Genomic DNA, 24964 nt, shown 5'->3' with positions numbered 1-24964 from the left:
GGCTAACTCCCTGTTTTTGCGCCTATAACCGCCCGGTTTGACCTAAATCAAGGACTTCGTGCAACAACCATCCGATCTTCCGCTCAACGTTACGATTCAGGAGATCAGCATGACCCCGTATATGAAACGGTTTATCTACGCCTCAGTCGCCTACCTGGCGATCGGTTCGATTCTTGCGATGTTCAACTCATTGCCCAGTCTCGCCTATTTTGCCAAGTACGCGCATACCCACTTTAACCTTGCGGGATTTATGTCGATGATGGTTTTCGGCATCGGCTACTTCATCCTCCCGCGATTCAACGGCGCGGACATTCGCTTCCCCGGATGGATCGCCGTTCATTTCTGGCTCGGCAATCTCAGCCTGGTCGGCATGGTCCTGACCAAGGGATTCGCGCTGCAAATGGACAATCGATCGCTTGAAATCGGCTTTGAGATCTTTGCCACACTGCAATTGGTTTCGATCCTGATGTTTGTCATCAATATCTGGGCAACTCTCCAGCAAAAACCGGCACCGGCACTCCAACCGAATATAGTCGTGCAAAAGTCACCGTCCCCGCAGGTAGTGGCCGTGGCGCCACCGACTCGGACACCCCTACCCGAAGCCCGGCCCGCAGTAACTGTCACCGTGTCGCAACATTCACGCGTATCCGATCTGGTCGATCTGGTCCCCTCGGTCAAAGAATTGCTCATTGCAAAAGGGTTATCCTCGCTGGCGCTCCCGGGCCATATAGACAAAGTGAGAATGATGGGAGTAACGATCGGCATGGCCTGCCGGAATCACGGTCTCGATATGGCTGGAATGATCGATTCGCTCGAACGCCATCTGGAAGAGGCCGGGATCAAGATAACTAAAACAGGGTCGCCGCAGGTTGATGGATCATCCATGATCGGCGAAGTACTGCAGAACTATCCGGAAGCACGTGCCGTCTTTCAGCGATACTTTGGCTCGGGTTGTTTTGATTGTCCGGGACAGGCGTTTGAATCAGTCAGTATGGCTTGTAAAATGCACGGCGTCGAAGAACAGAAATTCCTCGATGAGCTGGCAGATGCTGTCAGATAGAATTACGGTGGGAAACTGAACGACCCCGCGATCAGTGGCGCGAGGTCGACATAACGACGAGATTAACGATCTCAAGGAGCCGTTCGCAGGAGAACGGCTTTTTGATGAACATGTCTCCGCCGGCTTTGAACGAACGGCCCATGTCATCATTCCGGTCTTTACCGGTCAGGAAAATGATCGGTACGCTGGCCAGCGCGGGATCCTGCTTGATCTCCTGACAGATAGCGTAACCATCGATGTCCGGCATCATGATATCCAGGATCACGACATCGGGCTTGAACTCTTTCGCTTTCGCGATCGCCTGACGCGAGTGATTCTCCACGGTGACGGTGTAACCCGCCTCGGCAAGAAACGTCTCGACGATATCGGTGATCTCAGGCTCGTCATCCACGACAAGCACTTTGGCGGTCTGAATCTTTATCTTATACGACATGCTCTGGGACCGTCCTTGTCAGTTGCTGCATGAATTAAGTATCGGCACGAAGCCAACATTGGTTTAGCCTCATGGCTGCAGACTATTGCACCGCCAGCGAGACCAGGTCCCGCAACTGCTGGGCGGTAAACGGCTTCCGCATGAACGTCAATCCGCCCGACGTAAATGCGCGGCCGCCATCTTCGCTGGCCGACCGTCCCGTCAAAAATATCACCGGAATATCCTTCATGTCCGGAGCCGACTTGATCAGACGAGTTGCCTCGTATCCATCCATATCCGGCATCGTGATATCCATCAAAACCAGTTTCGGATGCTCTTCGCCTGCTTTGCGGACCCCATCGGAGCCGCAATTCGCGACTATCACCGAATATCCATCCTTGCCAAGAATCGCGGAAATCAATCCACTGATTGCCGGATCGTCATCTACCACCAGGATCTTTTTCCCTGAACCGGTAGTCATGCGTCTCCTCCATACCCCTTTACCAAAAGGCGTTTCTGTTCGCCCGGTACTATTAATGTCGTCAGTTTGTCCGGTTTTTTGAAGCCACCATCCCCTATTTTCCCAAACGACAGTGGGATACCCCATCTTGTCGGTTCTGGTCTTTTTCGTTGCCAATGGCCTGCCTGCCCGGTATTCTTGCCGCTATGCAGACCGACAAGGATGACATCCAGATCGTCACCCGTAACCGTAAAGCACGGCACGAGTACGAGATAGTCGATACCTACGAGGCCGGGATCGAGCTTCGGGGGAGCGAGGTTAAGTCGATTCGTGAGGGCAAAGTCAGCCTAAACGAGGCCTACGCCATCGTCCAGAACGGGTCTGTTATGCTGATCAGTATGCACATCAACCCATACAAAATGTCCACCCACCAGGAGATCGACCCCCTCCGGCCACGACGGTTGCTGCTGCACAAGAAAGAGATCCGCAAGCTGTTCGCCCGCACCGAACAGAAAGGGATGACCCTAGTCCCCCTTTCCCTCTACTTCAAGGGAAAGCACGCCAAAGTTGAACTTGGCCTTGGGATTGGACGTAAAACGTATGACAAGCGCCAGGCGATCGCTGAAGCCGATGCCAAGCGCAGGATCAACCGCGCAACTCTCAGGAATTTGAAACGACCCGAATGATAATCCCCTCTCGCTTACGCCTGACCCTGCCACTGGTCACGTTGCTCGTCATCCTCTTGCTGACAGTATCGCTTTCTGCCAAGATCAAGATTGCGTCTGCCGAAGGCGAGGTTGAGATCGCCTCGTACAATCATGACGGCGTCGAATACCTCTCCCTGGTCTCGTTGTCGCGAGTCATTTCCGGAGTGGTCGACTGGGAGATCCCCGGACACGAGGTCGGCTATGTCGTCGGAAGCTACCGCTTCGCCTTTCTCATCGGTTCTCCCTATTTTCGGCTGAACGATTCCCTCTTCAACCTGATCTACGCCACAGAATATAAGGAGGGAGATATCTACCTCCCTGCCGAGACTTTTATGCCGTTTGTCGATCGCATCTCTGCCGAACGGATCCGCTTCGACAAAAAGGACTCCAAAGTCAGTCTGGAAAAGGGGAAATACAATATCACTGATATTGCTTTCTCGGCGAAAGCGAACGGACTGCTGATCGAGATCATGCTGAGCGACCCACTCGCCTATAGCGTCTTTGTGACCGAAGGAAACTGGATCAATGTCTCGATCCGCAATGGAAAGCTGAATATCGGAAAGATCGAATCCCGCCTCGACTCGCGCCTGCTGGTCAAGCTTCAGGCGATCCAGGAAGACGGCGTCGCCCAGATCAGCTTCCAGGTTCGCCAGGGTCTGCAACAAGTCAAAACGACCCATCACAAACTGGTCCAGGAGCCGACCCGCATCCAGATATCCGTTCCGGATGTCACTTTCCAGATCGATTCCACCAAAGCTCCGGGCGGATCAGGACAACCGAAAACTCCCACTATCGACAATACAATTGACGTCATCGTGGTTGATGCCGGACATGGCGGCAAAGATTATGGCGCGATCGGTCCGGACAAAACGCGGGAAAAAGATGTTGCTCTGGCGATCGCCCGCCAACTAGCCGATCTGATCCGCGCCGATGGTCGTTTCAAAGTGATTATGACCCGCAACTCCGATACCTATCTGACTCTTCAGGAACGTGCTGATATCGCCAATCGCGCGGGTGCTGACCTGTTTATTTCTATCCACGCGAATGCCTCTCCCAGTCGCAAAGCGAATGGCTGGAATGTCTTTTTCCTCGCGCCGGCGAAAAACGACTCCGCGCGGGCAGTCGAACAACTGGAAAACAGCTATTTCGTTCGTGAAATGCAGGCTACCCCTGGCGAAGAATCGCAAGAGAATGAAGAAGCCGAAGAGATGGATAGCGGAATGTCGCTCGAGGATCCAATCATGGGGATCCTTAATGAAATGCTGATGACCGAATTCCAGGCCGAATCACACGAATTCGCCCTGATGATCGACCGCCAGTTCCGCAAATCGTTGGAGACTCCTGCACGCGGCGTTGACCAGGCTGGATTTTTCGTTCTGAACAAAGTCTTCACGCCGTCCGTGCTGGTGGAGTCAGCCTTCATTTCAAATCGAGCCGAGGTCAAACTACTGAAAAGCCCGGCCTACCAAAAGAAAGTCGCGACCGGAGTTTTCGAGGCAATCAAGGAATTTGCCGCCAAATATAACGGCCCCGCAGACAAAGAGTAAGTGACCAGATGGAACTACCAATTGGTGTTTTTGATTCCGGCGTCGGCGGCCTGACGGTTGCCCGCGAACTCTTCAAGATCCTCCCGCATGAGGATGTCATCTACTTTGGCGATGTTGGCAGGGCCCCCTATGGTGGACGTTCCAAAGAGATCATCACCAGCTTCACGCATCAGGATGTCGCCTTCCTGATGGAGCACCATGTAAAGTTCATCATCTGTGCCTGCAATACCGCCTCTGCGGTCGCCCTCGACGAAGTCCGCAAGGGCTCCGATGTTCAGATGATCGGCGTGATCGAACCGGGCGCAAAAGCGGCAGTCGCGCGAACTCAGTCCGGGCGGATCGGCGTTATCGGCACGGTCGCCACGATCAGCTCCAATTCATATGCACGGACCATTCATGAGATCGACCCCAAGATCAAGGTCTTCTCCCTCGCCTGTCCCCTCTTCGTCCCGCTGGTCGAGGAAGGGTATATCAACAAAGAAGCAACCTACCTGATCGCCAGAGATTATCTCAAAACTATGAAGGATGTTGATGTCGACACCCTGATCCTTGGCTGTACCCATTATCCACTGCTCAAGCATGTGATCGCCGATGTTATGGGGGATCGAGTGATGCTGATCGACTCCGGCGAGGAGACCGCCCGCGTTGCCCGCGACTTGATGCAGAGTGAACATCTGCTTAATGCCGCCACAGACAAAGGGCACAACCTTCCGGGCGAGCACAAGTTTTTCGTCTCCGATGTCCCCGAGAAATTCTCTTCTGTAGCGACCCGTTTCCTTGGCGAAGTAGTCGACAATATCACCCGCGTGGATATCAGCAGGTACTAGGGACGCCTAGATGAAACACTGCAGACTTTCCCTTTTCTCTCTCCTGCTTCTCCTCTCTCTCGTTGTATCCGGTTCGGCCGCTGACTCAACAGCGGTTCTTCGTGATGGTGATATCGTTTTCCACCGTTCGCTCTCCAATTTGAGTCAGGCGATCTCACTGGTCACCGGCTCGGAGATCACCCACATGGGGCTGATCTTTATTCGCGATGGCAAACCGTGGGTGATCGAGGCGGGCGGGACAGTCCGCTATTCAACCTACGAAGAGTTCATCGCCCGGGGCGCTGAGCAAAAGTTCGTCGTCAAACGTCTTGCAAGTGCAGACTCGATTTTGACCAGGGCGAAGATCGACAGCATGCGCGTCGCCGCCGATAGATTTGTTGGACGGAATTACGATGGTCAGTTCAACTGGTCCGATGACCAGTTGTATTGCTCGGAGCTGGTCTGGAAGATCTATCATGCGGTCGGGATCGATCTCGGCACACTGCGTAAACTGAAAGAATACAAGTTCGACCATCCGATCGTCAAAGAACAGCTCAGACGTCGCTATGGCGACAACGTCCCACTTGAAGAACCAGTCATCGCCCCATCGGATATCTTTGACCTGCCAACTCTCACGATCGTCACTCAACGCTGAAAAGTGATATGCAGCTAGTCCTCGCCACCAACAATCGCGACAAAGTCAAAGAGATCAAACATCTGCTGGAAGAGCTTCCGGTCACAATCCTGACCGCTGACGATTTCCTTGATTTTCCTGACCCCGAAGAGACCGGCAGCACGCTAATTGAAAACGCCATTCTCAAAGCGCGCGCTATCGCCGAATTCTGCGAACTTCCGGCTCTGGCCGATGACAGCGGTCTTGAAGTTGACGCGCTCAATGGCGCCCCCGGCGTCTACTCCTCCCGCTACGCCGGCGAAAACGTTACGTACAAAGATAATTACACCAAACTGCTGCTTGAACTGGCTGGCGTCCCACAGGAAAAGCGGACAGCCCGCTTCCGCTGCGTTATTGCCATAATCTGGGAAGATGGTTCAGTCGACACAGTCGAAGGAGTCGCGGAAGGACTCATCACGACTACCGTGATTGGCGACAGAGGGTTTGGATATGACCCTGTCTTCTTCTATCCCCCGCTCAATAAGTGCTTTTCGGAAATGTCTCTCGACGAAAAGAACCAGGTTTCACATCGCGGACGGGCCCTCCAGGCGGCCCGCGATCTGATCATCGCACGACTCAATCAGCAGAGCTGATCACGGCTGGCGATACATAGTCACCAGCGGAAATGCATCCGGATCATCCCCATATTTGATCAGCATCGGACGAATCTGCTCAGCACTAGCGGTCAACAGATAGCCTGATTCCATCACCACAAACGGGACGCGTATCTCCTCCTCGTCGATCATCTCCGCGCACCACTCGCTATTCAAAATGCCGATCTGCATGCTGTCAGCAAACGGAATAACCCGGGCGACCAGATGCTGCTGCAAAAAGAGATCACCATTGAGCGCATCCTGCGACCAGGTCATCTCCTGCACGATATCCAGAAAATAGAGATCCCCCAACTTGAAGGCGTGGATCTCATACTCCTTCTGTGTACTGTCCTCGATCGCGGTCACTTGATATCCGTTGGAATCCCCCACAATCGACCAGACCGTCGGTGGTGCATCGTCACCAACCTCCACCCATGATCCGACCATGCTGGGGATGCCGACCTCATCAAGGGTGGAGAAAAATGGCAGGAGCGATGGCTGGCAGGCGCAAACCATCAACAGAGCAAACATAAAGAGCAGAATGGAGAACGCACGCATCGGATACCTCCCAGTATCTGTCCAATCTGGCGCTTTCCTGCGCCCGAACCTTCTATATCAAGCGGCCTGAGCCGTTACGTTTTGCGTGCGAAGATATTGCACCTACAAGATACACATCCGCGGACCTGGCGCAACCCCCTTGCCCAATCAAGATTAAATCTGTCGTTGAAACCACTGGACGAACCTCCCCTCTTTATCGCATATTCCCTCCTCACACACTACCGACAGAGGACAAGGTGAACTACTACCATATCTGGGTCAATCTGAAGGACAGCCATCGCGACCTTGAGTTCTGCGACAATGTGCATGGCTATCTGGGGGCGCTGAGATCACAGCAGGCCATCGAGGGATATACTATCACCCGGCGCAAGTTTGGCTTTGGACCATCGGATCTCGGAGAGTTCCATATTGTGATCCAAGTTCGTGACCTCCCCCAACTGGAATCCGCCTTCTCCGTAGTGGCCCGTCGCACGGGAGAGATTGAGGACCTGCACCGCAAGGTCTATAGCGCCGTGACCGATTTCCGGTCTGCCCTCTACCGTGATTTCCCGGACAAGGAGAGAGTCCGATGAACTACCTCCATATCTGGGCCGACCTCAAAGAGAGCCACAAAGACCTCGAGTTCTGCGATGCGGTCGACGCTTACCTCGGAAATCTGCAAAAGCGTGGCCAGATCGAGTCTTTCACCCTCACTCGCCGGAAATTCGGCTTTGGCCCGGAAACGCTTGGGGAGTTTCATATAGTCGTCGCAACCCGCGATCTGGCTCAACTGGATGCCGCCTTCGGCACCGTTGCCAGTCGAACCGGCGAGATCGAACGGCTCCATATCCCGGTGTATGCCGCCTGTAGTCGGACCCAGGCAGCCCTCTACCGTGATTTCCCGGACCCGGAACGAAGTCGCTAACCCGCCCCCTCTTCACACAGTCCTATTGCTGAGCAACACTTAACGACCTATATTAAATATGGACACTTCTGACCATGTCGAGGAGGTCGTATGGCGCGCTCAACGCAGTTTCCGTCCACAACCACCGTCTCCCATGCCGCACATCTTATCCTCGCCATGCATGAGGAACATCGTGCCGATTTCGAGCGCTTGACCGGAATGTCCCGCCTCACATTCGAGCAACGCGACTGGAAAGAACGCCAGCGGATCGCCACCATGCGCCTCGACCTCTACGAAAACTCGCTCGATCTGGCCGAGCAGATGCTCAGTCAATGCCTGGGTGATTCACTCCGTGACCCGCAGGTCTGGCGTCTCATCAAATCACGTTTTCGCTCGGCGATCCGGGGACGCTACGACCGCGACCTCGCCGAAACCTACTTCAATTCCACCACCCGCAAGATCCTCCAGACTGTCGGTATCAACCGCGATGTTGAGTTCTTCAGTCAGCGCACCCCAAATCCCAAGAAGAACCCGTCCAGGCGGATATTCCGCACCTACCACGTGAACGGCCCGACAGAAAAGGTCATCGCGGATATTCTCCGGCAATTCGGCTTCGAGGCCAGATTCAGAGATCTTGAGGCCGATGCAACACTTGTCTCCCAGGAAATCAACCTGCGGGTCTGGCCGATCATGCACTATCGCGGTGGGTTTGAGATCGATATGATCAAGGCGCCGTTTTTCCGCAACAAGGTCGCCTATCTTGTCGGACGGATTCGTGCTGATGGTCACTTGCTCCCCCTTATCCTCCCGCTCTATAATAGTCTCGATGGCATTTATGTCGATACCGCCCTGTTGGATGAGGTCGATGCTTCCATCGTTTTCAGCTTTGCCTTCAGCTACTTCCATGTTCAGGTCAAATGGCATCATGAACTGATTGAGTTTCTTCGTTCGATCCTCCCGTCCAAACCTCTCTCAGATCTCTATTTTTCGCTAGGCTACACCAAACATGGGAAAACCGAGTTCTATCGCATGCTGCACTCGTTCGTGCATGAGTCGCGGGAGAAGTTTGTTATCGCTCCCGGCAAAGAAGGCGCGGTCATGATCGGCTTCACCCTCCCCGACTTGGGCTATGTCTTTAAGATCATCAAGGACCGCCCGTGCTTTCTCCGGAGCGAAGAAACCACCAGCAAGCGCACGACTCGCGAAGAGATCGTCAGACAGTACGAATTTGTTTGTCACCGCGACCGTGTCGGTCGTCTGGTCGACACCCAGGAGTTCGAGAATCTCCGCTTCAAACGGAAACGCTTTTCCGCCGACCTGCTGCACGAATTCGCCACCGCTGCGTCCGGAGCAGTCAGTATTGAGCGGGAATACGTTGTCATCCACCATCTCTACCTGCAACGCAAAGTGACACCACTCCCTATCTATTTGATGGAAGAGCAGGACGCAGAATCGATCCGGCGGGTGGTCATCGATTTCGGTTACTTCCTGAAAGACCTCGCATCGATCGGGATCTTCCCGTCAGACCTCTTTAATATCTGGAACTACGGCGTGACGAGACGCGGCAGAGTGGTGCTGTTTGATTACGATGATGTCTGCCCCCTGGAACAGGTCAATTTCCGGCACAAACCGCCGCCGAAAAACGAACTGGAAGAGTTAGAGGATGATTCCGACCGGATCGCCGCCATGCCAAACGATTTCTTCCTCGATGAAACCGAGCGGTATTCCGGGATTCCTTTTCCACTCAAGGGGATATTCCGCCGAATTCACGGCGACCTCTATACGGCAGATTTCTGGAAAGAGATGAAACGTCGGGTCAGACGGGGTGAGTTGGCGGATATCACTCCCTATGACCGCCGCAAGAAATTCGAGAACCGTCTGCTGACAGTCTAGCTGATTATCCCCGCGGCGACTGAGCGGCAGACGTCCCCGTCTGCCCTTCTTCAGTCAACAGCTCGGGCAGAGCGGGAGCTCTGCCGCGCAACACAGCACAGCAATCGCACTGAGCGAAGTCGAAGTGCGATTACTTAATCACGCTCTATTCCCGCGGCTGGTCGATCCGCTTCTCCGGATCCAACCCTTCGTACGCCTGTGAAGATCGACGCTGGCTCGTGTATGGAGTCTGTTGCTGACTCTGCCCTACTTCGGGATTCTTCTGCCCAAATCCGAACAGCCGCCTGACCGAACCGATCAGACCGTTGGCGATCGCCGCAACCGCCCCCCCGACCGTCACCACCAGTAGCATGGCGAGCGCCGCCAGGAGAACGAAAATGATAACAAACGCCGCCAGAAGTTTGTTTTTCGGCGTCATGCGAGAAGTAAAGACTCTGAAATTCGCGTTTTGCATATCTGGTAGTACTATGAATGAACAGGATTATTCAAAGTTCCCTGATCGTCAAACGGAATTCTCATTTGCCGGGCCGTTTCAGACACTTGGCTATTTGATCAGCCAGTTTGCCCGGTTTCTTAGCGTCAAATACCGTCAACTGCCAGATTCCCCTTCCCGCCATGTCATAGAAAGAAACTACTGCAGTGTGATTCTTGGACCGCATCTTGGTAGTGTTTGCCTCCCGATGAGGTGTATGACCTGCGCCATCTGGTGGATCGATCTCATGCAGTACCAGCTCTTCGGCCGTCCGAGTGTATTGGATCTCAGAACCTTTGAGCTCTATCACAATGTACCCATGTTCCGGAAAATTCTCGGAGAGATCGACTTTATGTTTGCTGATCAACCGGTCCTTAACATGCTCGAGATAGTTCTGCACATCTGAAGGATAAGTTTTCTTGATCGCGCCGGAGTACAAAACGGCGGCAGAATCTCCTCCTGCGCCCTTTGATGGCGGCGCAATCTCAACAGACCATCGCGGAATCTCCATGAGCGCGATCGGAACGCCTGCGCTTTCGGCCTTCTGCTTTCTGCTTGCAGTGCAGTTCATCAATATGAAGAGACAGAAACCTCCGACTACAATGCAAGAACCACGGAAAATCGAAGACATGCCTATCCCTCCAATGCTTGCTCGGCAAACGTCACCGTCTGCCTGATTCCTACACTACCGCCTTCACCGCCAATCCGATCAAGATCAATCCCCCGATTATCCCCGCCACTTTCCCGAACTTCGCCCCTACCTGTCTCCCCGATGCCAGACCAACAATCGTCATCACCGCCGCCACCACACCGATGATCAGAGATGGCTGCAATATCTCAACTCCGATCAACGCGAGTGACAACCCCGCCGCCAGTGCATCAATCGAAGTAGCAAACATCAAAACTAAAAGCGACGCTCCGCGTGTGGGGTCCCCCTGCCATGCCCGTTCCTCCGGCTTGCTTTGCTCCCAGATCAGTCGCACGCCGATGATGAGCAATACGACCGCGGCGATCCAATTCCCCAACGATCCGACATACTTGTAGATCTGTTCTCCCGCCAGCCAGCCGACAATTGGCATCCCAAACTGGGCAAACCCAAAGTGCCAGGAGAGCCTGAAGACAACCCACCGGTCGATCTTCCCAAGCTTTATTCCGACGGCCGCCGCGACCGCAAAAGCGTCGAGCGCCAGCGCAAAGGCCAAAGCCAGCATATCATGAAGTTGCATAGTCGGTAAACGATTGTCCTTCAAGCCTATAGATTCAACGACAGAATACCGTTCGGCACTCCCAACCGCAAGTGAGAAGCGAAAAAAAGACTATTTTGCCCAACTCGCTTTTCAGAGGAACCAATAACCTAAAGTGGAGTTAAAAATGATAGTTTACAGAACCGTACAGATTAGGTATACTTGGACGGTTAAAACGGAGTATTAAAACCTTAATTCGTTGTGAGACTATGAGAATATCAGCAGTTGAAGAGTATGGCCTGCGATGCCTTCTGGCACTCGCTCGGGTCGGAACCTCCGGGCAATTGTCGATCTCAGATATCGCCGAGGCAGAAGGACTGTCGGTCCCCTATGCATCCAAACTCCTCGCGATTTTGCGTCGAGCAGGTCTGGTCACTGCTGAACGCGGACGTGGCGGCGGCTTCTCCATCGCACGCGATCCCGGTGAGATCAATCTGTATGAAGTGATGACCGCACTTGGCGGACCACTGATCGATCCACAGCATTGCCAGAAGTATACTGGCCATGCAAAAGAGTGTGTCCATCTGGGCACGTGCTCCATCTCGGATGTCCTCGGCGGAGTGGCCGGCTATGTGCAGTCATTCCTGGGACAAACAACTCTCGCGGATCTGTTGACCTCCGAAAAGGCCAAGATGCTCCGCCTCAATCAGGAACATATACGAGTCGGCCAGGCGGCACTTGAGGAAGAACTCAACCAGCCGAGTGGCCGCATCTTTCTGGAATAGTGAACAATATCGGGATTCGAAAGGATAGAGTTTCAATGGCATCTCAACAGCCGCTGTTCGAATGTGGCGACATACATGTAGTGGTCGATGGCAAGCAGGTGGTCAATGGCGTCACCCTGACCATCAACGCCGGCGAGGTACACGCGATCATGGGACCGAATGGTTCCGGCAAGTCTTCCCTCTCCAACGCCCTGATGGGGCACCCCAACTATCAGATCACCAAAGGTTGGGCGAAATTGAATGGTGTGGATATTCTCGAGATGGAAGCTGATGAGCGTTCGCGTGCCGGTCTCTTTCTCGCCTTCCAGTATCCGCTGGCCATCCCGGGCGTCACCGTCGCCAATTTCCTCCGCTCTGCACTGCAGGCCCATCGCGGCAAAGATGCCGAAATGTCGGACTTCAGAAAATTGATGCGGGCCAAAATGGCCGACCTCGAGATCGATGAGGTCTTCGCCACCCGCTATCTCAACGAAGGATTCTCCGGCGGTGAAAAGAAACGGATCGAGATCCTCCAGATGTCGGTCCTGAATCCCAAAATGGCGATTCTCGACGAAACCGACTCTGGGCTCGATATCGACGCGCTCAAGACCGTCGCCGAAGGGATCAACAAGTACCACTCGGACGCCAACGGTGTCCTGATGGTGACTCACTATCAGCGCCTCTTGAACTACATCAAGCCGGATTTTGTCCATGTGATGATGGCCGGCAAACTGGTGAAGTCGGGCGGCGCGGATCTCGCGCTCAAGCTCGAGGACCAGGGGTACGACTGGGTCGAGGCGGAAGTTGCTCAGAAAGCAGGTGTTTGACGAATGTCTGATCTGAATATAGACCAGCAAAAACAGGATCTCTCGTCGCTTAATGCGGATTACGCGACCAAGTACGGTTTTCACGATCCGGTCGACTACTTCCACAAGGGAGCGCGCGGCCTGAATCATGAAGTCGTCGAGATGATCTCGCGCATGAAGAAAGAGCCGAAGTGGATGAATGATATCCGCCACGAGGCGCTCGACATCTTTTATGCCAAGCCGATGCCGAAATGGGGCAACACCAAACTGCTCGGCGAGATCGATTTCGAGAATATCTACTACTTCATGAAGCCGATCGAAAACCAGCAGAAAAGCTGGGATGATGTCCCGGATTATATCAAGAAGACCTTTGACCGCCTCGGTATCCCCGAAGCCGAAAAGAGCTTCCTTGGCGGCGTCTCCGCTCAGTATGAATCAGAAGTGGTTTACCACTCGATGAAGGAAGAACTGACCAAGCAGGGGATCCTCTTTCTCGATATGGATTCCGGTCTTCGCCAGTTCCCCGAGATCGTGCAGAAGTATTTCGCTTCGGTGATCCCGTCCACCGATAATAAATTCGCCGCCCTCAATACGGCCGTCTGGTCGGGTGGTTCATTCATTTATGTCCCGCCGGGCGTCGATGTCAAAGTCCCGCTCCAGGCTTATTTCCGCATCAATGCGGAGAACATGGGACAGTTCGAGCGCACACTCATTATCGCCGACAAAGGCTCCCGCGTCCATTACATCGAGGGTTGCACCGCTCCGGTCTATTCGACCGACTCGCTGCACTCCGCGGTGGTTGAACTGATCGCGATGGAGGGATCGTACATTCGATATACCACCATCCAGAACTGGTCGCGCAACATCTACAATCTGGTGACCAAACGGGCGAACGCCTACGCGAATGCGACCGTCGAATGGGTCGACGGTAATCTCGGCTCGCGCCTGACCATGAAATACCCCTGCATCAATCTGCTCGGTGAAGGCGCCCGCGGCGAGGTTCTCTCGGTCGCGTTTGCCGGAGTCGATCAGCATCAGGATGCTGGCGCCAAGGTTATCCATGCCGCGCCGAATACCTCGTCACGCATTACCTCGAAATCAATCTCCAAGGATAATGGCCGCGCTTCGTATCGTGGTCTGGCCAAAGTTCACAAAAACGCCATCAACTCGAAGATCTCGGTTGAATGCGATGCGTTGCTCATCGGTCGTGACGCCCGCTCGGATACCTATCCGACCATGGAGATCGATGCCGACAAGGTGCGGGTGGAGCATGAGGCCCGCGTGTCGAAAGTGGCTGAAGAGCAACTCTTCTACCTCACCAGCCGTGGGCTGACCGAGGATGAAGCACGCCTGTTGATCGTCAACGGCTTCATGGAGCCGTTCACCAAAGAACTCCCTCTGGAGTACGCAGTTGAACTGAATCGACTGATTCAGCTTGAAATGGAAGGTTCGGTCGGATAATGGAAATGACTGAGACTGGATATACGATACCTGAATTTGCTCCGGAACTGGAGCGCGGCCCGAAATGGCTTCGCGAATTGCGCCATTTCGCCCGTGAGAACTTTAATGCCACCCCCCTGCCCCCGCGCGGGCTGCATCTCTGGCGCTACACCGACCCGGCCAAGTTCGTGGTCGATCGCGACGCCATAGCTGATACGGCATTCACTGACTCATACGATGCCATTGAACGCCTGGAAAAACAGCATCTGGCCGAGGGTCATATCTCCTGCCTGGTGACTGATCTGGGTGGACGACGCGTCGAAGTCTTTGGCACCGATGCCTTGACAAAACAGGGTGTGGTGGTCAAGCCGCTTTCTGAAGCGGTTGAATCACACCATGAGATCGTCTCGCAGTATCTCTACAAATTGATCGGCGCCAAAACCGGCAAATTCGAGGCGCTCAATGGCGCCCTCTGGAATGATGGTATCTTCATCTACGTACCGGATGGCAAGTCGGTCGAACAGCCGATGCACCTCTTGCGCGAGGCTGGCCTGGCCAACTCTGCGCAATATCCCCGACTTCTGGTGGTCGTCGGCAAAAATGCTGAATTGACCCTTATCGATGAATACGGCGGTGGCGCTCCCGATGCCACGAGCGGTGTTGCACATTCCAATGGTGCAGTCGAGATCTTTGGCTTGCAAGACAGCCGCGTCCGCTACGTCAGCCTGCAACGCCAGGCGGAAGGAACGCATTCCTACCTGACTCACCGCGCCAGCGCGGCCCAGGGTGCGAATATGCTGACAATCGCGCTCGTTTTCGGCGCGGCAGTCACTAAACAGAATTTCGGTGTCATTATGAACGGCCCCGGTGCAGAATCGAACATGTATGGAGTTCTGTTCGGCGCGGCCAGACAGCATTTTGACAATCACACGTTGCACCACCACGCGGTCGGCAAAACCAAATCGAATATCGATTTCAAGGTTGTGCTCCGTGACCGTGCGCTCTCTGCGTATACCGGCTTGATCCGGATCGATCACAATGCCCAGGTGTGCGAAGCGTACCAGGAAAACCGGAACCTGCTTCTCAACCCGAATACGCGGGCGGAGTCGATCCCCGAACTGGAGATCCTCAACGAAGAAGTAACCTGTACTCACGGCGCAACGGTTGGACCGATCGACCCGATGGACCTCTTTTACCTCAAGAGCCGTGGGATCCACCACCCCGACGCGGTTCGCATGGTGGTGACAGGCTTCATCGCGCCCACGCTGAAACTGGTCCCGGCCGACCTTCAGGAGCGAATCGCGAAATACGCCGCCGAACGGTTGGAGGTCATCTGACATGGGTGCTTTCGTCCGGGTGGCCTCTGTCGATGACATTCCTGCAGGAAAATTAAAGGCTTTTGAGATCGGCTACAATCGGTTCATTGTCGCCCATACCGCCGAAGGGTTTTATGCGGTAAATGACGAGTGTACCCACGACGGCGAGCCGATCCATACCGGAAGGATTCGCGGCGAGGAGATCATGTGTACCCGCCACGGCGCCCGATTCCACCTGCATACCGGCGAGGTTACCGCTCCGCCGGCGCTCGTCCCGATCGAAACTCTGCAGGTAAAGGTTGAAGACAACGATATTTTTGTGTTCCTTGACTAAGCACTCAAAGGAACCAGGACATATAGACTATGAGTTCTGACAGACCGCACCGATCGATCGAGGTCTCTTCCGCCCCGGTCGGACTGGACATAGAACGGATCAAGGCGGATTTCCCGATCCTCGAGGAACGGGTCAACAGCCACCGACTGATCTATCTCGACAACGCGGCCACCACGCAGAAGCCCCGCGCGGTGATCAATGCGCTGATCGACTATTACCGCAAAATGAACTCGAACATTCACCGGGGTCTCCATACCCTTGCGGAGCGTTCAACCGAAGCATTCGAGGAATCGCGCGCTCATGTAGCGCGGTTTATTGGCGATGTCCCAACCGAAGAAGTGATCTTCACCAAAGGGACCACCGAGGCGCTTAACCTGATCGCCTACTCATGGGGTGAACAGAATATCAAGGCGGGCGATGAGATCGTCATCACCGAAATGGAGCACCACGCCAATTTCGTGCCGTGGGTGATGCTGGCGAAACGCAAGAACGCCATCATCAAGAAGATCCCGATCACGGTCTGCGGTCACCTCGACCTCTCCGATATCGACACGATCATTACTTCCAAAACCAAGCTGGTCGCTTTCCCCCATGTCTCTAACGTGTTGGGAACGATCAATCCGGTTCAGCAGATCGCCGCAAAAGCAAAATCGGTTGGAGCGACCGTAGTGGTCGACGGCGCTCAGGCCGCTCCGCATATGACTATCCGGCCGGCGGAGTACGGCATTGACTTCTACTCTTTCTCCGCTCACAAGATGCTCGGGCCAACCGGCGTTGGCGTACTCTGGGGAAGACGTTCAGTCCTGCAGGCGATGCCCCCCTTCAACTTTGGCGGCGAGATGATCCGCGAGGTTTCATTCGATCGGGTCACTTTTAATGAACTCCCCTGGAAGTTCGAGGCCGGCACGCCGAATATCGCCGACGTGATCGCCTTTGATGCCGCGCTGACCTATCTTGAGTCGCTCGGTATGGAAGAGATCCGCACGCACGAAATTATGCTGACCAAGTACGCCATCGATAGACTCACCTCCCTCAAGGGGATAGAGATACAGGGACCGCAGGAGTCCGCCACCCGCGGCGGCGCGGTCTCCTTTACCGATCCCAGCATTCACCCGCACGACATCAGCACCTTTCTTGATTCCCGCGGGATCGCCATTCGAGCCGGACACCATTGCGCCCAGCCATTGATGAGGACACTGGGCAAGGTGGCCACCGCTCGCGCGTCATTCTACATTTACAATACCGAGGCCGACATCGACGCCCTCTACGATGCCCTGGTTGAAATGAGAAAGTATTTCGGCGTATGACACCATCGCTTGACGACATGTATCGCGAGATAATTCTCGATCACTATCGTTCCCCGCGCGGGAAGAAACCCCTTCCCCATGCGGATATCACCACCCACGGCCAGAACCCCTCCTGTGGCGATGAGATATCTCTCGACGTTGAGATGGACCATGGCGTGGTCAAAGATGTACATGTGAATTGCCACGGCTGCGCCATTTCGGTAGCCTCCGGCTCAATGCTCGCTGAGACCGTCAAGGGACGCTCATTCGATGAGGTCCGACGGATCGCCGAGATCGTCCGGAAAATGCTCAAAGGCGAAGAAGTGCAGATCCCGGATGACCTGGGGGATATCGATGCCCTCAAGGGCGTTCGCCAGTTCCCGGTTCGCATCAAGTGTGCCCTGCTTGCCTGGGTCACCCTTATTGAAGGGATGAAGAACTACGAGGACGGCAAACACGAGATCACCAATACCACCATCACCACCGAAGATGACCACGAGACGAAATAATGCCGGTACCTTCCAAAGAACAGATCATTGAGGTCCTCAAGCCGATTCATGACCCGGAGATCCGGATCGGGATCGTTGACCTGGGTTTGATATACGATGTTGTCCCGGAAGATGACGGAGTCGTCAAAGTCAAGATGACCCTCACCACTCCTGCCTGCCCATATGGCGAGATGTTGCTGGCGATGGTTCATCGCGAGGTTGAGCAGATGGATGGCGTCACCAAGGTCGAAGTCGTCTTGGTCTGGGACCCGCCCTGGGACCCCAAAGAAATGTGCTCAGATTATGCCAAGGATATCCTCGGCATCTGGTAGCACGGCCTTCTCCCCTTTAAATTGTTAGGATCATGTGGGGAACCGAGCAAGACTTGCGGTCCTAACCGCAATGCGGTAATTTGCTGAATGTGATAATTCGTGCGAAACCTCGCGTTTCGGCGTTCGTTATAGACCGTAATACCCAACAAAACCCGGGAAAAGAGTACATGGAAGAGAATACGCCACGACCAGACCTGTCTGCCCTGCGCATATCCAAAGAAAAGCGTTTTGATGACCGTCCTCGCAGTAAGGCCTGGACCTGGATCGGACTGGTTCTTCTCTTGGCCGCAATTATCGTCGGCTACTTCATCTTCAAAGAGTCGGTCACTCCGGGGACCCAGGTGAAAGTGGGAACGGCCAGCATGATCTCCGGATCGGATGCCGCCGCGAGCCTCGTCGCCACCGGCTATGTGGTCGCCCAGCGCAAAGCCGAAGTCGCCTCAAAAGGAACCGGGAGACTGGTCAGGCTCGACTTTGAAGAAGGGGATGTCGTGAAATCGGGAGAGGTTATCGCAATCCTCGACAATGAGGACATCCGTGCTAACCTGCAGGTGGCCAAGGCACAACTCGAACAAGCTAAAGTAGATTCTCTCAACGCCGGTCGGACCTACCGTCGCTACACAGGACTGAAAGAATCCGGCGCAGTGACCACCGCCGAAGTCGAGACCGCTGAATCAAACTACATGGCGGCGCTTGCCGCGGTCGCCGGGGCTGAAGCATCCGTCACCACCGCCTCCGTCAATCTCGAGAATACCTATATTCGTGCCCCGTTCGCCGGGACCATCCTGACCAAAAACGCCGAGGTTGGCGAGATCGTCGCTCCGTTTGCATCGTCGGCATCCTCAAAGGGATCCGTCGTTACCCTTGCGGACATGAACTCTCTCGAGGTCGAGGCGGATGTCTCTGAATCAAACATCAATCGAGTACAGGTCGGGCAACCGGCTGAGATCATTCTCGATGCGTATCCGACTGTTCGCTATGCCGCCAAAGTAAAAAAGATAGTCCCGACCGCGGACCGATCACGCGCCACCGTGCTGACCAAAGTCACTTTCACTCAGATCGATGATAAAGTGTTACCGGAAATGTCTGCCCGGGTTAATTTCTTCCTCGATACCGCCGCGGCCGCATCGACCACCGCCCGGATATTAGCGGTCCCCAAGGACGCAATCACCGATCGGGATGGTCAGTCGGTTGTCTTTCGCATTGATGGCGAATTGGTCACCATGGTGCCTGTTGAGACGGGTCGCGAACTTGGTCGCATGGTAGAGGTCATCTCCGGCTTAGCGAACGGTGACCGCGTCGTTCTCACTCCTCCGGGGAAAATGAGCTCCGGGCAAAAGATAGAAATATCATCTTAGGTAAGGATTGTAGATATGTCACAAGCGATGGTCAAAGTCGAAAATGTCTTTAAGTCGTACTGGCGCGACACGATCGAGATACCGGTACTTCGGTCAATCTCCTTCTCCATCCCCGAAGGAGAATTCGTCGCCCTCATGGGGCCATCAGGCTCCGGCAAAACCACTCTGCTCAATTTGCTGGCAGGGATCGACCGCCCTACCCAGGGAAATGTGACTGTAGCTGAATCCCAGATCTCCGGACTGAGTGACGCTGAACTTGCCCGCTGGCGCCAGAGAAACATCGGATTCATCTTCCAGTTCTACAACCTTATCCCTGTGCTCACCGCCTTCGAAAATGTTGAGCTTCCCCTGATGCTGACCAAACTGAACAAGGCTGAGCGAAAGAAACAGGTCGAAACCGCCCTGAGTATCGTTGGCTTGGGTGACCGGATGCGGCACTACCCGAATCAGCTCTCCGGTGGACAGGAACAGCGCGTAGCTATCGCCCGTGCCCTGGTGACCGATCCAAACGTTATCCTGGCCGATGAGCCTACCGGCGACCTCGACAAAAAGTCCGCCGAAGATATCATGGAGCTGTTGTCGCAGCTTAACAAACAGTACAAGAAGACCATTGTGATGGTCACTCACGATCCCCGGGCGGCAGAAAAGGCGCACATCACCCGTCACCTGGACAAAGGTGAGCTGGTCAACGGGAACGGGGCAAAGTGAATATCTTCAAGTTAACCATCCGCAATGCCGGACGTCACAAGCTCCGCACGGCTTTGACAATCATTGGCATGGCGATCGCCGTCATGGCCTTTGCGGTCATCCGTACGGCGATCGAGGCCTGGTACAGCCAGGCATCGGCCTCCTCCCCCAATCGGCTGGTGGCCAACAACGATGTTTCCATCATTTTCACCCTGCCGATCTCCTATCAATCGAAGATCGCCGCCGTCCCGGGCGTACAGTCTGTCGCCCACGCGCAGTGGTTTGGCGGCATTTATGTCGATCCTGCGAACTTCTTCCCCAAATTCGCGGTCGAGGCAGAACCTTACCTCAAAATGTATCCGGAATTTCTGATCCCGCCGGACCAGAAAGAAACCTTCCTCAAAGAGCGCAATGCCGTCATTGTCGGACGACGACTCGCCGATCGTTTTGGCTTTAAGGTCGGCGACCCGGTCCGCATCATCGGCGATATTTATCCCGGCGATTGGGACTTTGTGATCCGCGGCATCTACACGGGTGCCAAAGAGAATACCGATGAAAGCTCGTTCATCTTTCACTATGCCTATGTCGATGAACGGATGCGTCAGGAGATGCCGCCACGCGCCGGCCAGGTCGGCTGGTTTATGATACAGATCGATGATCCGTCCCGCGCCACCGCCATTTCTAACGAGATTGACGCCATGTTCGACAACTCAGCCGCGGAAACCAAGACACAGACCGAGGAAGCATTCGCTCTCAGTTTTGTCGAGATGTCCGGCTCAATCATCGTCGGCATGCAGATCGTCTCGATCATGGTCATCGGGATCGTCCTGCTCGTGTTGGCGAACACTATGGCCATGACCGCCCGCGAACGGATCGGTGAGTACGCCGTTCTTAAGACGCTCGGATTCGGCAACGGCCATATAGTGGGACTGATTTTTGGCGAGTCATTTTTGATTGCATGTCTGGGAGGCGCACTCGGGATCGCCCTCACCTTCCCCATCGTCGGCCTGATGAAAGTGGCCATGGCGTTATACTTCAGCGCCTTCCCGATGCCGGCACTGACCTTCATTCTCGCCGGTGGATCGGCTCTCATCGTGGGAATCCTGGCCGCCATCTTCCCGGCCATGAAAGCACTGCGGACCTCCATCGTTGATGGTCTGCGGGTGGTGGATTAGGAGTTACTGCTATGCCAAAACTATTGAACTATTCATACAAGAACAGCTTCGCTCGCAAGTTGACTTCTATCCTGACCCTCAGCGGTATCGCGCTGGTCGTATTTGTTTTCTGTGCCGTCTTGATGCTCACGAACGGCCTGGAACAGACTCTCGTGGCCACCGGGTCGAGCCAGAATGCAATCGTTGTCCGTAAAGCCGCCAATACCGAATTGGTCTCCCTGGTGGGTCGTGAAGCGGCCGACATTATCAAGACCGATCAGGGGATCATGCGCGATGCCGGTGGTCAGCCGATGTTTGCCAACGAGGTCCTCTTACTCATCAGTCTGCCCAAGCGGACCAACGGCGAAGAATCCAACGTCCCGGTTCGCGGCATCAGCGATGGTTCATTCAAGGTCCGTCCTCATGTCAAGATCACTCAGGGACGCATGTTTCAACCCGGCACTTCCGAGATCATCGCCGGTGTCAAAGTCGCCGGGAATTTTGTCGGGTGTGGACTCGGCGAGACAGTCCGTTTCGGTCAGCGGGACTGGACTGTGGTAGGACTGTTTGAAGCTGGCGGCTCAGGCTTTGAATCAGAGATTTGTGGTGACGTTGACCAGTTTATGGCCGCTTTCGAACGACCTATCTACTCTTCGCTCACCTTTGCAGTCGACCCCGCACATTCGTTTGCGGATATCAAGAAGCGACTGGAAGCGGATCCACGCCTTCAGGTTGATGTTCTGCCGGAAAGAGAGTACTACCACAAGCAGTCGGCGGCCTTCAGCGGATTCATCAATATGTTGGGGGTGGCGATTTCTGTCATTTTCTCATTCGGCGCCATTGTGGGAGCGATGATCACAATGTACGCTTCGGTCGCCAACCGTACGGTCGAGATCGGTACACTGCGCGCCCTCGGATTCTCACGTGCCTCGGTCCTCGGCGCATTTCTCTTTGAGTCGCTTTTTATCGCGATCGTGGGAGGAGTTATTGGAATTCTCCTGGCGACCTCTCTTCAATTCGTCGAGATCTCGACCACCAACTTTGATACCTTTGCGGAACTGGCCTTTTCCTTCCGCATGTCCCCGGAAATAGCGATCAATTCGCTGATCTTCTCGATCATCATGGGCATTATAGGCGGCTTCCTCCCGGCAGTACGCGCATCACGCCTGCGCATTGTCCAGGCCCTCAAAACTCGCTAAGCTTACAAACTCATCTGTTGTCGGCGGCCTATCCAGGCTGCCGACAGCATGATCCCGGTCACTATCGCAAAGGCAATACTTATCGCCGGAGTGACTGAGGAAGTCGCTCCCATGAAGTCCAGAAACGGCACTTGGTTCATTGGCCCGATATACCAGAGTGCCACGTAGATCGCTTCAAAGAGCAACGCTCTCCCGGTCCAGACTCCCGCCGCCAGGGCAAACGTCGGGATAAAAAACAGCCCGACACCCCATGCAAATAGACTATTCATTTCTCCGGCGATCAAAAATCGGATCGCCATCCCGCTCCCTGCGACTGCCGTTACCAAAAGCCCACTGAGCCACATTGCGGGAAATTGACACTTCAGGAAATGCGGGTTGGTAAACATCACTTGTTCAACCGCATGCTTTTTCTCACGCGTCCCCATGGATGACCAGATCGCCATCGGCCAGATCCAGGCAATCGGGAAAATAAACTTGCGAGCAACCTCCAGCGGAGTCACCAGACATACCAGGACCAGTACTCCCATCCCGAGATACCACCACCGATTGGCTCCGCGTAATGCCAGCCACAGTTCTACACGCAACATCGGCACGAGGCCGACATGGAGCCGTTCTCTGATCGGTGTCAATGTCCGATTCTCGCTGGATGATGGTATCGCCACAATCCCTTCCGCATCGCCGTTCTGTTTCTTTTTGTCGACTGTCGGAGCGATCGAGAGTGACTCGAACCGGCGAAAGATCGGTACAGCAATCAGAACAATGCCGACCGCGAAAGCCACCCAGATCAAGCGCTCAAAAACCATCCCCGGCGTCCATTGCATTCCATTCCAGAGGAAAGTAGTCGGCCGCTCAGCATCGGCGATGAGCTGAATCCCGACCGACGCCCTCTCAAAAGTCTGGCCGGTCTCTTCCGCCACCTTCCGGCACAACTGTTCAAATATCCTGGTAAGCCCCGGTAGATCGTTTGCTCCGCGCATCGCGTGACCCTCTGTCTCGTTGGTCACCAGCGATAACACCAGCATCAGGTTCCAGAGAAAAAAGTAGGCAACATTCCCCAGCGCCCCTCGCAACAGCGGAGTAACTTCAAACAACACCGCCAGTGCTGAGATCACCAATAAAAGGGGTAGCGCCATGACCAGTGTCGGCGTGACAATCTGCCCCAGATGTATGGTGGTATCCTCGGCCCGGATCAACTGCGTGGCGATCGCAGTCACCATCAAAGTCGCCACGACCGCGCCAAGCAGGCTGAAATTGCTCAGCGTTTTCCCCAGCAGATACTCAAACCCCGTGAGTCTGGTACTGGCAAGCAATTGAGCGACGCGGGTATCTCTGTCGCGCGCGACAGAGTTTTTGATGAGATAGAAACCTATGACGGAAAGAAAGGTCGAGCACATGAGCGAGTAGGTGATGCCGATCCAGGCGGAATTGTAGATACCCCGCATATCCCCGATCCCCACCGTCAGATACCCGGCATCCGCCTCCGGTACGAACAAATAGCCAACATACAGACTGAGCACCAGGACAACGAAAAAGCTGGGACGACGGATCCGCTCGAGAAAATCGGCCCGCGCAATATGATAGAGCACCGCCATCTTGTTCATGCGACAGCCCGCTCTCGTTCGTACGCCATATACCAGAGGTAGATATCTTCAAGCGATGGAGTAACGGCCTGCGCGCCGCCGTTTGGCGCTGAATCAGACACTATCCGCACTCGCAATCCATCACTTCGCCGTACAACTGCCGTGACGAGGTGTTTCTGCCTGAGTGACGGCAGATCGTCCGACGCAATATTCAGTTCCCATACTTTCCCCTCCGCGCGCGAGAGCAGCTCATCGGGAGGCGCCGATACCAGCAGCTTCCCCTTCTGGATAAGCGTGATCCCGGTCGCGATCGACTCAACATCAGAAACGATATGAGTCGAGAGAATGACTATTCGTTCGCCGGAAAAATCGCTAAGCAGATTGCGGAATCGAACTCGCTCCTCCGGATCCAATCCCGCCGTCGGTTCATCCACGATCAATAGCTTGGGATCATTCAGCAAAGCCGCCGCAATACCAACGCGCTGGCGCATCCCCCCGGAAAATCCGCCCACCTGCCGTTTGCGCGCATCCTGCAAATTAACCAGCAACAGCAACTCCTCGATCCGTCGCTTGGCAGTCGCACCATGAAGCCCTTTGGCTGCCGCCAGATACTCAAGAAATTCCTGCGCGGAAAGATGCGGATAAACCCCAAAATCCTGCGGCAGATAGCCGAGCTGCTCGCGCAACAGATTTGGTTCGCGCCCAATATCTGTCCCATTCCAGGTGACTTTCCCCTCTGTCGGTTTGGTCACTGTCGCGAGAATGCGCATCAAGGTCGACTTCCCCGCCCCATTCGGGCCAAGAAGTCCGAGAATACCGGGACGGAGTGACAGGGAAAAATCGCGTAATCCCCAGACTCCCCCCTTGTACTGCTTGGAGAGATTTGTGATCTCTAATTGCATGTGTGAGGGTCCTGCTTGTGAACGTTTCCTCTCAGTACGGAGAAATGTCAGTTCAGATACAGGAAAAATG

The 24964-nt window shown here is 54.7% G+C and carries 29 protein-coding genes; 21 read left to right on the top strand and 8 right to left on the bottom strand.

The window, feature by feature from the left end; translation table 11 throughout:
* The first annotated feature begins 58 nt into the window (after positions 1–58).
* Positions 59–1060: a DUF1858 domain-containing protein gene (locus IPH75_14475; GenBank protein MBK7143276.1), complete on the top strand. Its 1002-nt coding sequence runs from the start codon at positions 59–61 to the stop codon at positions 1058–1060.
* Between the two features lie 31 nt (positions 1061–1091).
* On the opposite strand, the gene IPH75_14470 is transcribed toward IPH75_14475, so the two are convergent.
* Both IPH75_14470 and IPH75_14465 read right to left on the bottom strand, forming a co-directional pair.
* The gene (locus tag IPH75_14470) at positions 1092–1493 is read right to left on the bottom strand and encodes a response regulator (GenBank protein ID MBK7143275.1); all 402 of its coding nucleotides are present in this window, start codon (positions 1491–1493) and stop codon (positions 1092–1094) included.
* A gap of 82 nt (positions 1494–1575) precedes the next feature.
* On the bottom strand, positions 1576–1953 hold the full coding sequence (locus IPH75_14465) for a response regulator (GenBank protein ID MBK7143274.1): 378 nt from the start codon (positions 1951–1953) through the stop codon (positions 1576–1578).
* Between the two features lie 185 nt (positions 1954–2138).
* Between IPH75_14465 and smpB the strand changes: the two genes are divergently transcribed.
* Genes smpB through IPH75_14440 form a run of 5 tightly spaced genes read left to right on the top strand, consistent with a single transcriptional unit; the run spans position 2139 to position 6258 of the window.
* Positions 2139–2618 carry an SsrA-binding protein SmpB gene (gene smpB / locus IPH75_14460; protein MBK7143273.1) on the top strand — a complete coding sequence of 160 codons (480 nt, stop codon included), beginning with the start codon at positions 2139–2141 and terminating at the stop codon, positions 2616–2618.
* Positions 2615–4186 (top strand): N-acetylmuramoyl-L-alanine amidase, encoded by a 1572-nt coding sequence (locus IPH75_14455; GenBank protein ID MBK7143272.1) that lies wholly within the window; start codon positions 2615–2617, stop codon positions 4184–4186. Before smpB ends, IPH75_14455 begins: the two co-directional genes overlap by 4 nt.
* A gap of 8 nt (positions 4187–4194) precedes the next feature.
* Complete coding sequence (locus IPH75_14450) at positions 4195–5013, top strand: glutamate racemase (GenBank protein ID MBK7143271.1); 819 nt, start codon at positions 4195–4197, stop codon at positions 5011–5013.
* Between the two features lie 10 nt (positions 5014–5023).
* On the top strand, positions 5024–5647 hold the full coding sequence (locus tag IPH75_14445; protein ID MBK7143270.1) for a YiiX family permuted papain-like enzyme: 624 nt from the start codon (positions 5024–5026) through the stop codon (positions 5645–5647).
* An 8-nt stretch (positions 5648–5655) separates the two neighbouring features.
* Positions 5656–6258 carry an XTP/dITP diphosphatase gene (locus IPH75_14440; protein MBK7143269.1) on the top strand — a complete coding sequence of 201 codons (603 nt, stop codon included), beginning with the start codon at positions 5656–5658 and terminating at the stop codon, positions 6256–6258.
* Here the strand turns inward: IPH75_14440 and IPH75_14435 are convergent, their stop codons facing one another.
* Positions 6259–6816 carry a hypothetical protein gene (locus tag IPH75_14435; protein MBK7143268.1) on the bottom strand — a complete coding sequence of 186 codons (558 nt, stop codon included), beginning with the start codon at positions 6814–6816 and terminating at the stop codon, positions 6259–6261.
* 236 nt (positions 6817–7052) lie between these two features.
* On the opposite strand from IPH75_14435, the gene IPH75_14430 reads away from it, so the two are divergent.
* The 3 genes from IPH75_14430 (at position 7053) to aceK (ending at position 9592) form a co-directional block, all read left to right on the top strand.
* The gene (locus IPH75_14430; protein ID MBK7143267.1) at positions 7053–7388 is read left to right on the top strand and encodes a hypothetical protein; all 336 of its coding nucleotides are present in this window, start codon (positions 7053–7055) and stop codon (positions 7386–7388) included.
* The gene (locus IPH75_14425; protein ID MBK7143266.1) at positions 7385–7720 is read left to right on the top strand and encodes a hypothetical protein; all 336 of its coding nucleotides are present in this window, start codon (positions 7385–7387) and stop codon (positions 7718–7720) included. Before IPH75_14430 ends, IPH75_14425 begins: the two co-directional genes overlap by 4 nt.
* A 90-nt stretch (positions 7721–7810) precedes the next feature.
* Positions 7811–9592 (top strand): bifunctional isocitrate dehydrogenase kinase/phosphatase, encoded by a 1782-nt coding sequence (aceK, locus tag IPH75_14420; GenBank protein ID MBK7143265.1) that lies wholly within the window; start codon positions 7811–7813, stop codon positions 9590–9592.
* A gap of 145 nt (positions 9593–9737) precedes the next feature.
* Here the strand turns inward: aceK and IPH75_14415 are convergent, their stop codons facing one another.
* From IPH75_14415 to IPH75_14405, 3 genes are all read right to left on the bottom strand, one after another.
* Complete coding sequence (locus tag IPH75_14415; GenBank protein ID MBK7143264.1) at positions 9738–10010, bottom strand: hypothetical protein; 273 nt, start codon at positions 10008–10010, stop codon at positions 9738–9740.
* A 97-nt stretch (positions 10011–10107) separates the two neighbouring features.
* Complete coding sequence (locus tag IPH75_14410) at positions 10108–10635, bottom strand: hypothetical protein (protein MBK7143263.1); 528 nt, start codon at positions 10633–10635, stop codon at positions 10108–10110.
* A 109-nt stretch (positions 10636–10744) separates the two neighbouring features.
* Positions 10745–11290, bottom strand: a complete 546-nt coding sequence (locus IPH75_14405; GenBank protein ID MBK7143262.1) for a manganese efflux pump — start codon at positions 11288–11290, stop codon at positions 10745–10747.
* 227 nt (positions 11291–11517) lie between these two features.
* Between IPH75_14405 and IPH75_14400 the strand changes: the two genes are divergently transcribed.
* The 12 genes from IPH75_14400 to IPH75_14345 all read left to right on the top strand — a co-directional run bounded on the left by IPH75_14400 (position 11518) and on the right by IPH75_14345 (position 22412).
* Positions 11518–12033 carry an Rrf2 family transcriptional regulator gene (locus tag IPH75_14400; protein MBK7143261.1) on the top strand — a complete coding sequence of 172 codons (516 nt, stop codon included), beginning with the start codon at positions 11518–11520 and terminating at the stop codon, positions 12031–12033.
* 35 nt (positions 12034–12068) lie between these two features.
* Complete coding sequence (sufC, locus tag IPH75_14395; GenBank protein ID MBK7143260.1) at positions 12069–12839, top strand: Fe-S cluster assembly ATPase SufC; 771 nt, start codon at positions 12069–12071, stop codon at positions 12837–12839.
* Between the two features lie 3 nt (positions 12840–12842).
* Positions 12843–14279 carry a Fe-S cluster assembly protein SufB gene (sufB, locus tag IPH75_14390; GenBank protein ID MBK7143259.1) on the top strand — a complete coding sequence of 479 codons (1437 nt, stop codon included), beginning with the start codon at positions 12843–12845 and terminating at the stop codon, positions 14277–14279.
* Positions 14280–14284: 5 nt separating this feature from the next.
* Positions 14285–15595 (top strand): Fe-S cluster assembly protein SufD, encoded by a 1311-nt coding sequence (gene sufD, locus IPH75_14385; GenBank protein ID MBK7143258.1) that lies wholly within the window; start codon positions 14285–14287, stop codon positions 15593–15595.
* A gap of 1 nt (position 15596) precedes the next feature.
* Positions 15597–15908: a Rieske 2Fe-2S domain-containing protein gene (locus IPH75_14380; GenBank protein ID MBK7143257.1), complete on the top strand. Its 312-nt coding sequence runs from the start codon at positions 15597–15599 to the stop codon at positions 15906–15908.
* Between the two features lie 83 nt (positions 15909–15991).
* Complete coding sequence (locus IPH75_14375) at positions 15992–17215, top strand: cysteine desulfurase (GenBank protein MBK7143256.1); 1224 nt, start codon at positions 15992–15994, stop codon at positions 17213–17215.
* Complete coding sequence (locus IPH75_14370) at positions 17212–17703, top strand: SUF system NifU family Fe-S cluster assembly protein (GenBank protein MBK7143255.1); 492 nt, start codon at positions 17212–17214, stop codon at positions 17701–17703. Before IPH75_14375 ends, IPH75_14370 begins: the two co-directional genes overlap by 4 nt.
* The gene (locus IPH75_14365) at positions 17703–18014 is read left to right on the top strand and encodes a DUF59 domain-containing protein (GenBank protein MBK7143254.1); all 312 of its coding nucleotides are present in this window, start codon (positions 17703–17705) and stop codon (positions 18012–18014) included. The genes IPH75_14370 and IPH75_14365 overlap by 1 nt, the downstream gene beginning before the upstream one ends.
* 167 nt (positions 18015–18181) lie before the next feature.
* Entirely contained in the window at positions 18182–19372 is a 1191-nt protein-coding gene (locus tag IPH75_14360) for an efflux RND transporter periplasmic adaptor subunit (protein ID MBK7143253.1), read from the top strand.
* Between the two features lie 15 nt (positions 19373–19387).
* Positions 19388–20080, top strand: coding sequence for an ABC transporter ATP-binding protein (locus IPH75_14355; protein MBK7143252.1), 693 nt, complete (start codon positions 19388–19390; stop codon positions 20078–20080).
* The gene (locus IPH75_14350; protein MBK7143251.1) at positions 20077–21234 is read left to right on the top strand and encodes an ABC transporter permease; all 1158 of its coding nucleotides are present in this window, start codon (positions 20077–20079) and stop codon (positions 21232–21234) included. Before IPH75_14355 ends, IPH75_14350 begins: the two co-directional genes overlap by 4 nt.
* Before the next feature lie 11 nt (positions 21235–21245).
* Positions 21246–22412, top strand: a complete 1167-nt coding sequence (locus tag IPH75_14345; GenBank protein MBK7143250.1) for an ABC transporter permease — start codon at positions 21246–21248, stop codon at positions 22410–22412.
* A gap of 2 nt (positions 22413–22414) precedes the next feature.
* Here the strand turns inward: IPH75_14345 and IPH75_14340 are convergent, their stop codons facing one another.
* Entirely contained in the window at positions 22415–24013 is a 1599-nt protein-coding gene (locus tag IPH75_14340; protein MBK7143249.1) for a hypothetical protein, read from the bottom strand.
* Complete coding sequence (locus tag IPH75_14335) at positions 24010–24894, bottom strand: ABC transporter ATP-binding protein (GenBank protein ID MBK7143248.1); 885 nt, start codon at positions 24892–24894, stop codon at positions 24010–24012. Before IPH75_14335 ends, IPH75_14340 begins: the two co-directional genes overlap by 4 nt.
* Positions 24895–24964 lie beyond the last annotated feature (70 nt).

Source organism: bacterium (assembly GCA_016708025.1).
Lineage (GTDB): Bacteria > Zixibacteria > MSB-5A5 > GN15 > FEB-12 > FEB-12.
Note: the sequence above shows the minus strand (reverse complement) of the source record. Positions and strands in the feature narration are given on the sequence as shown.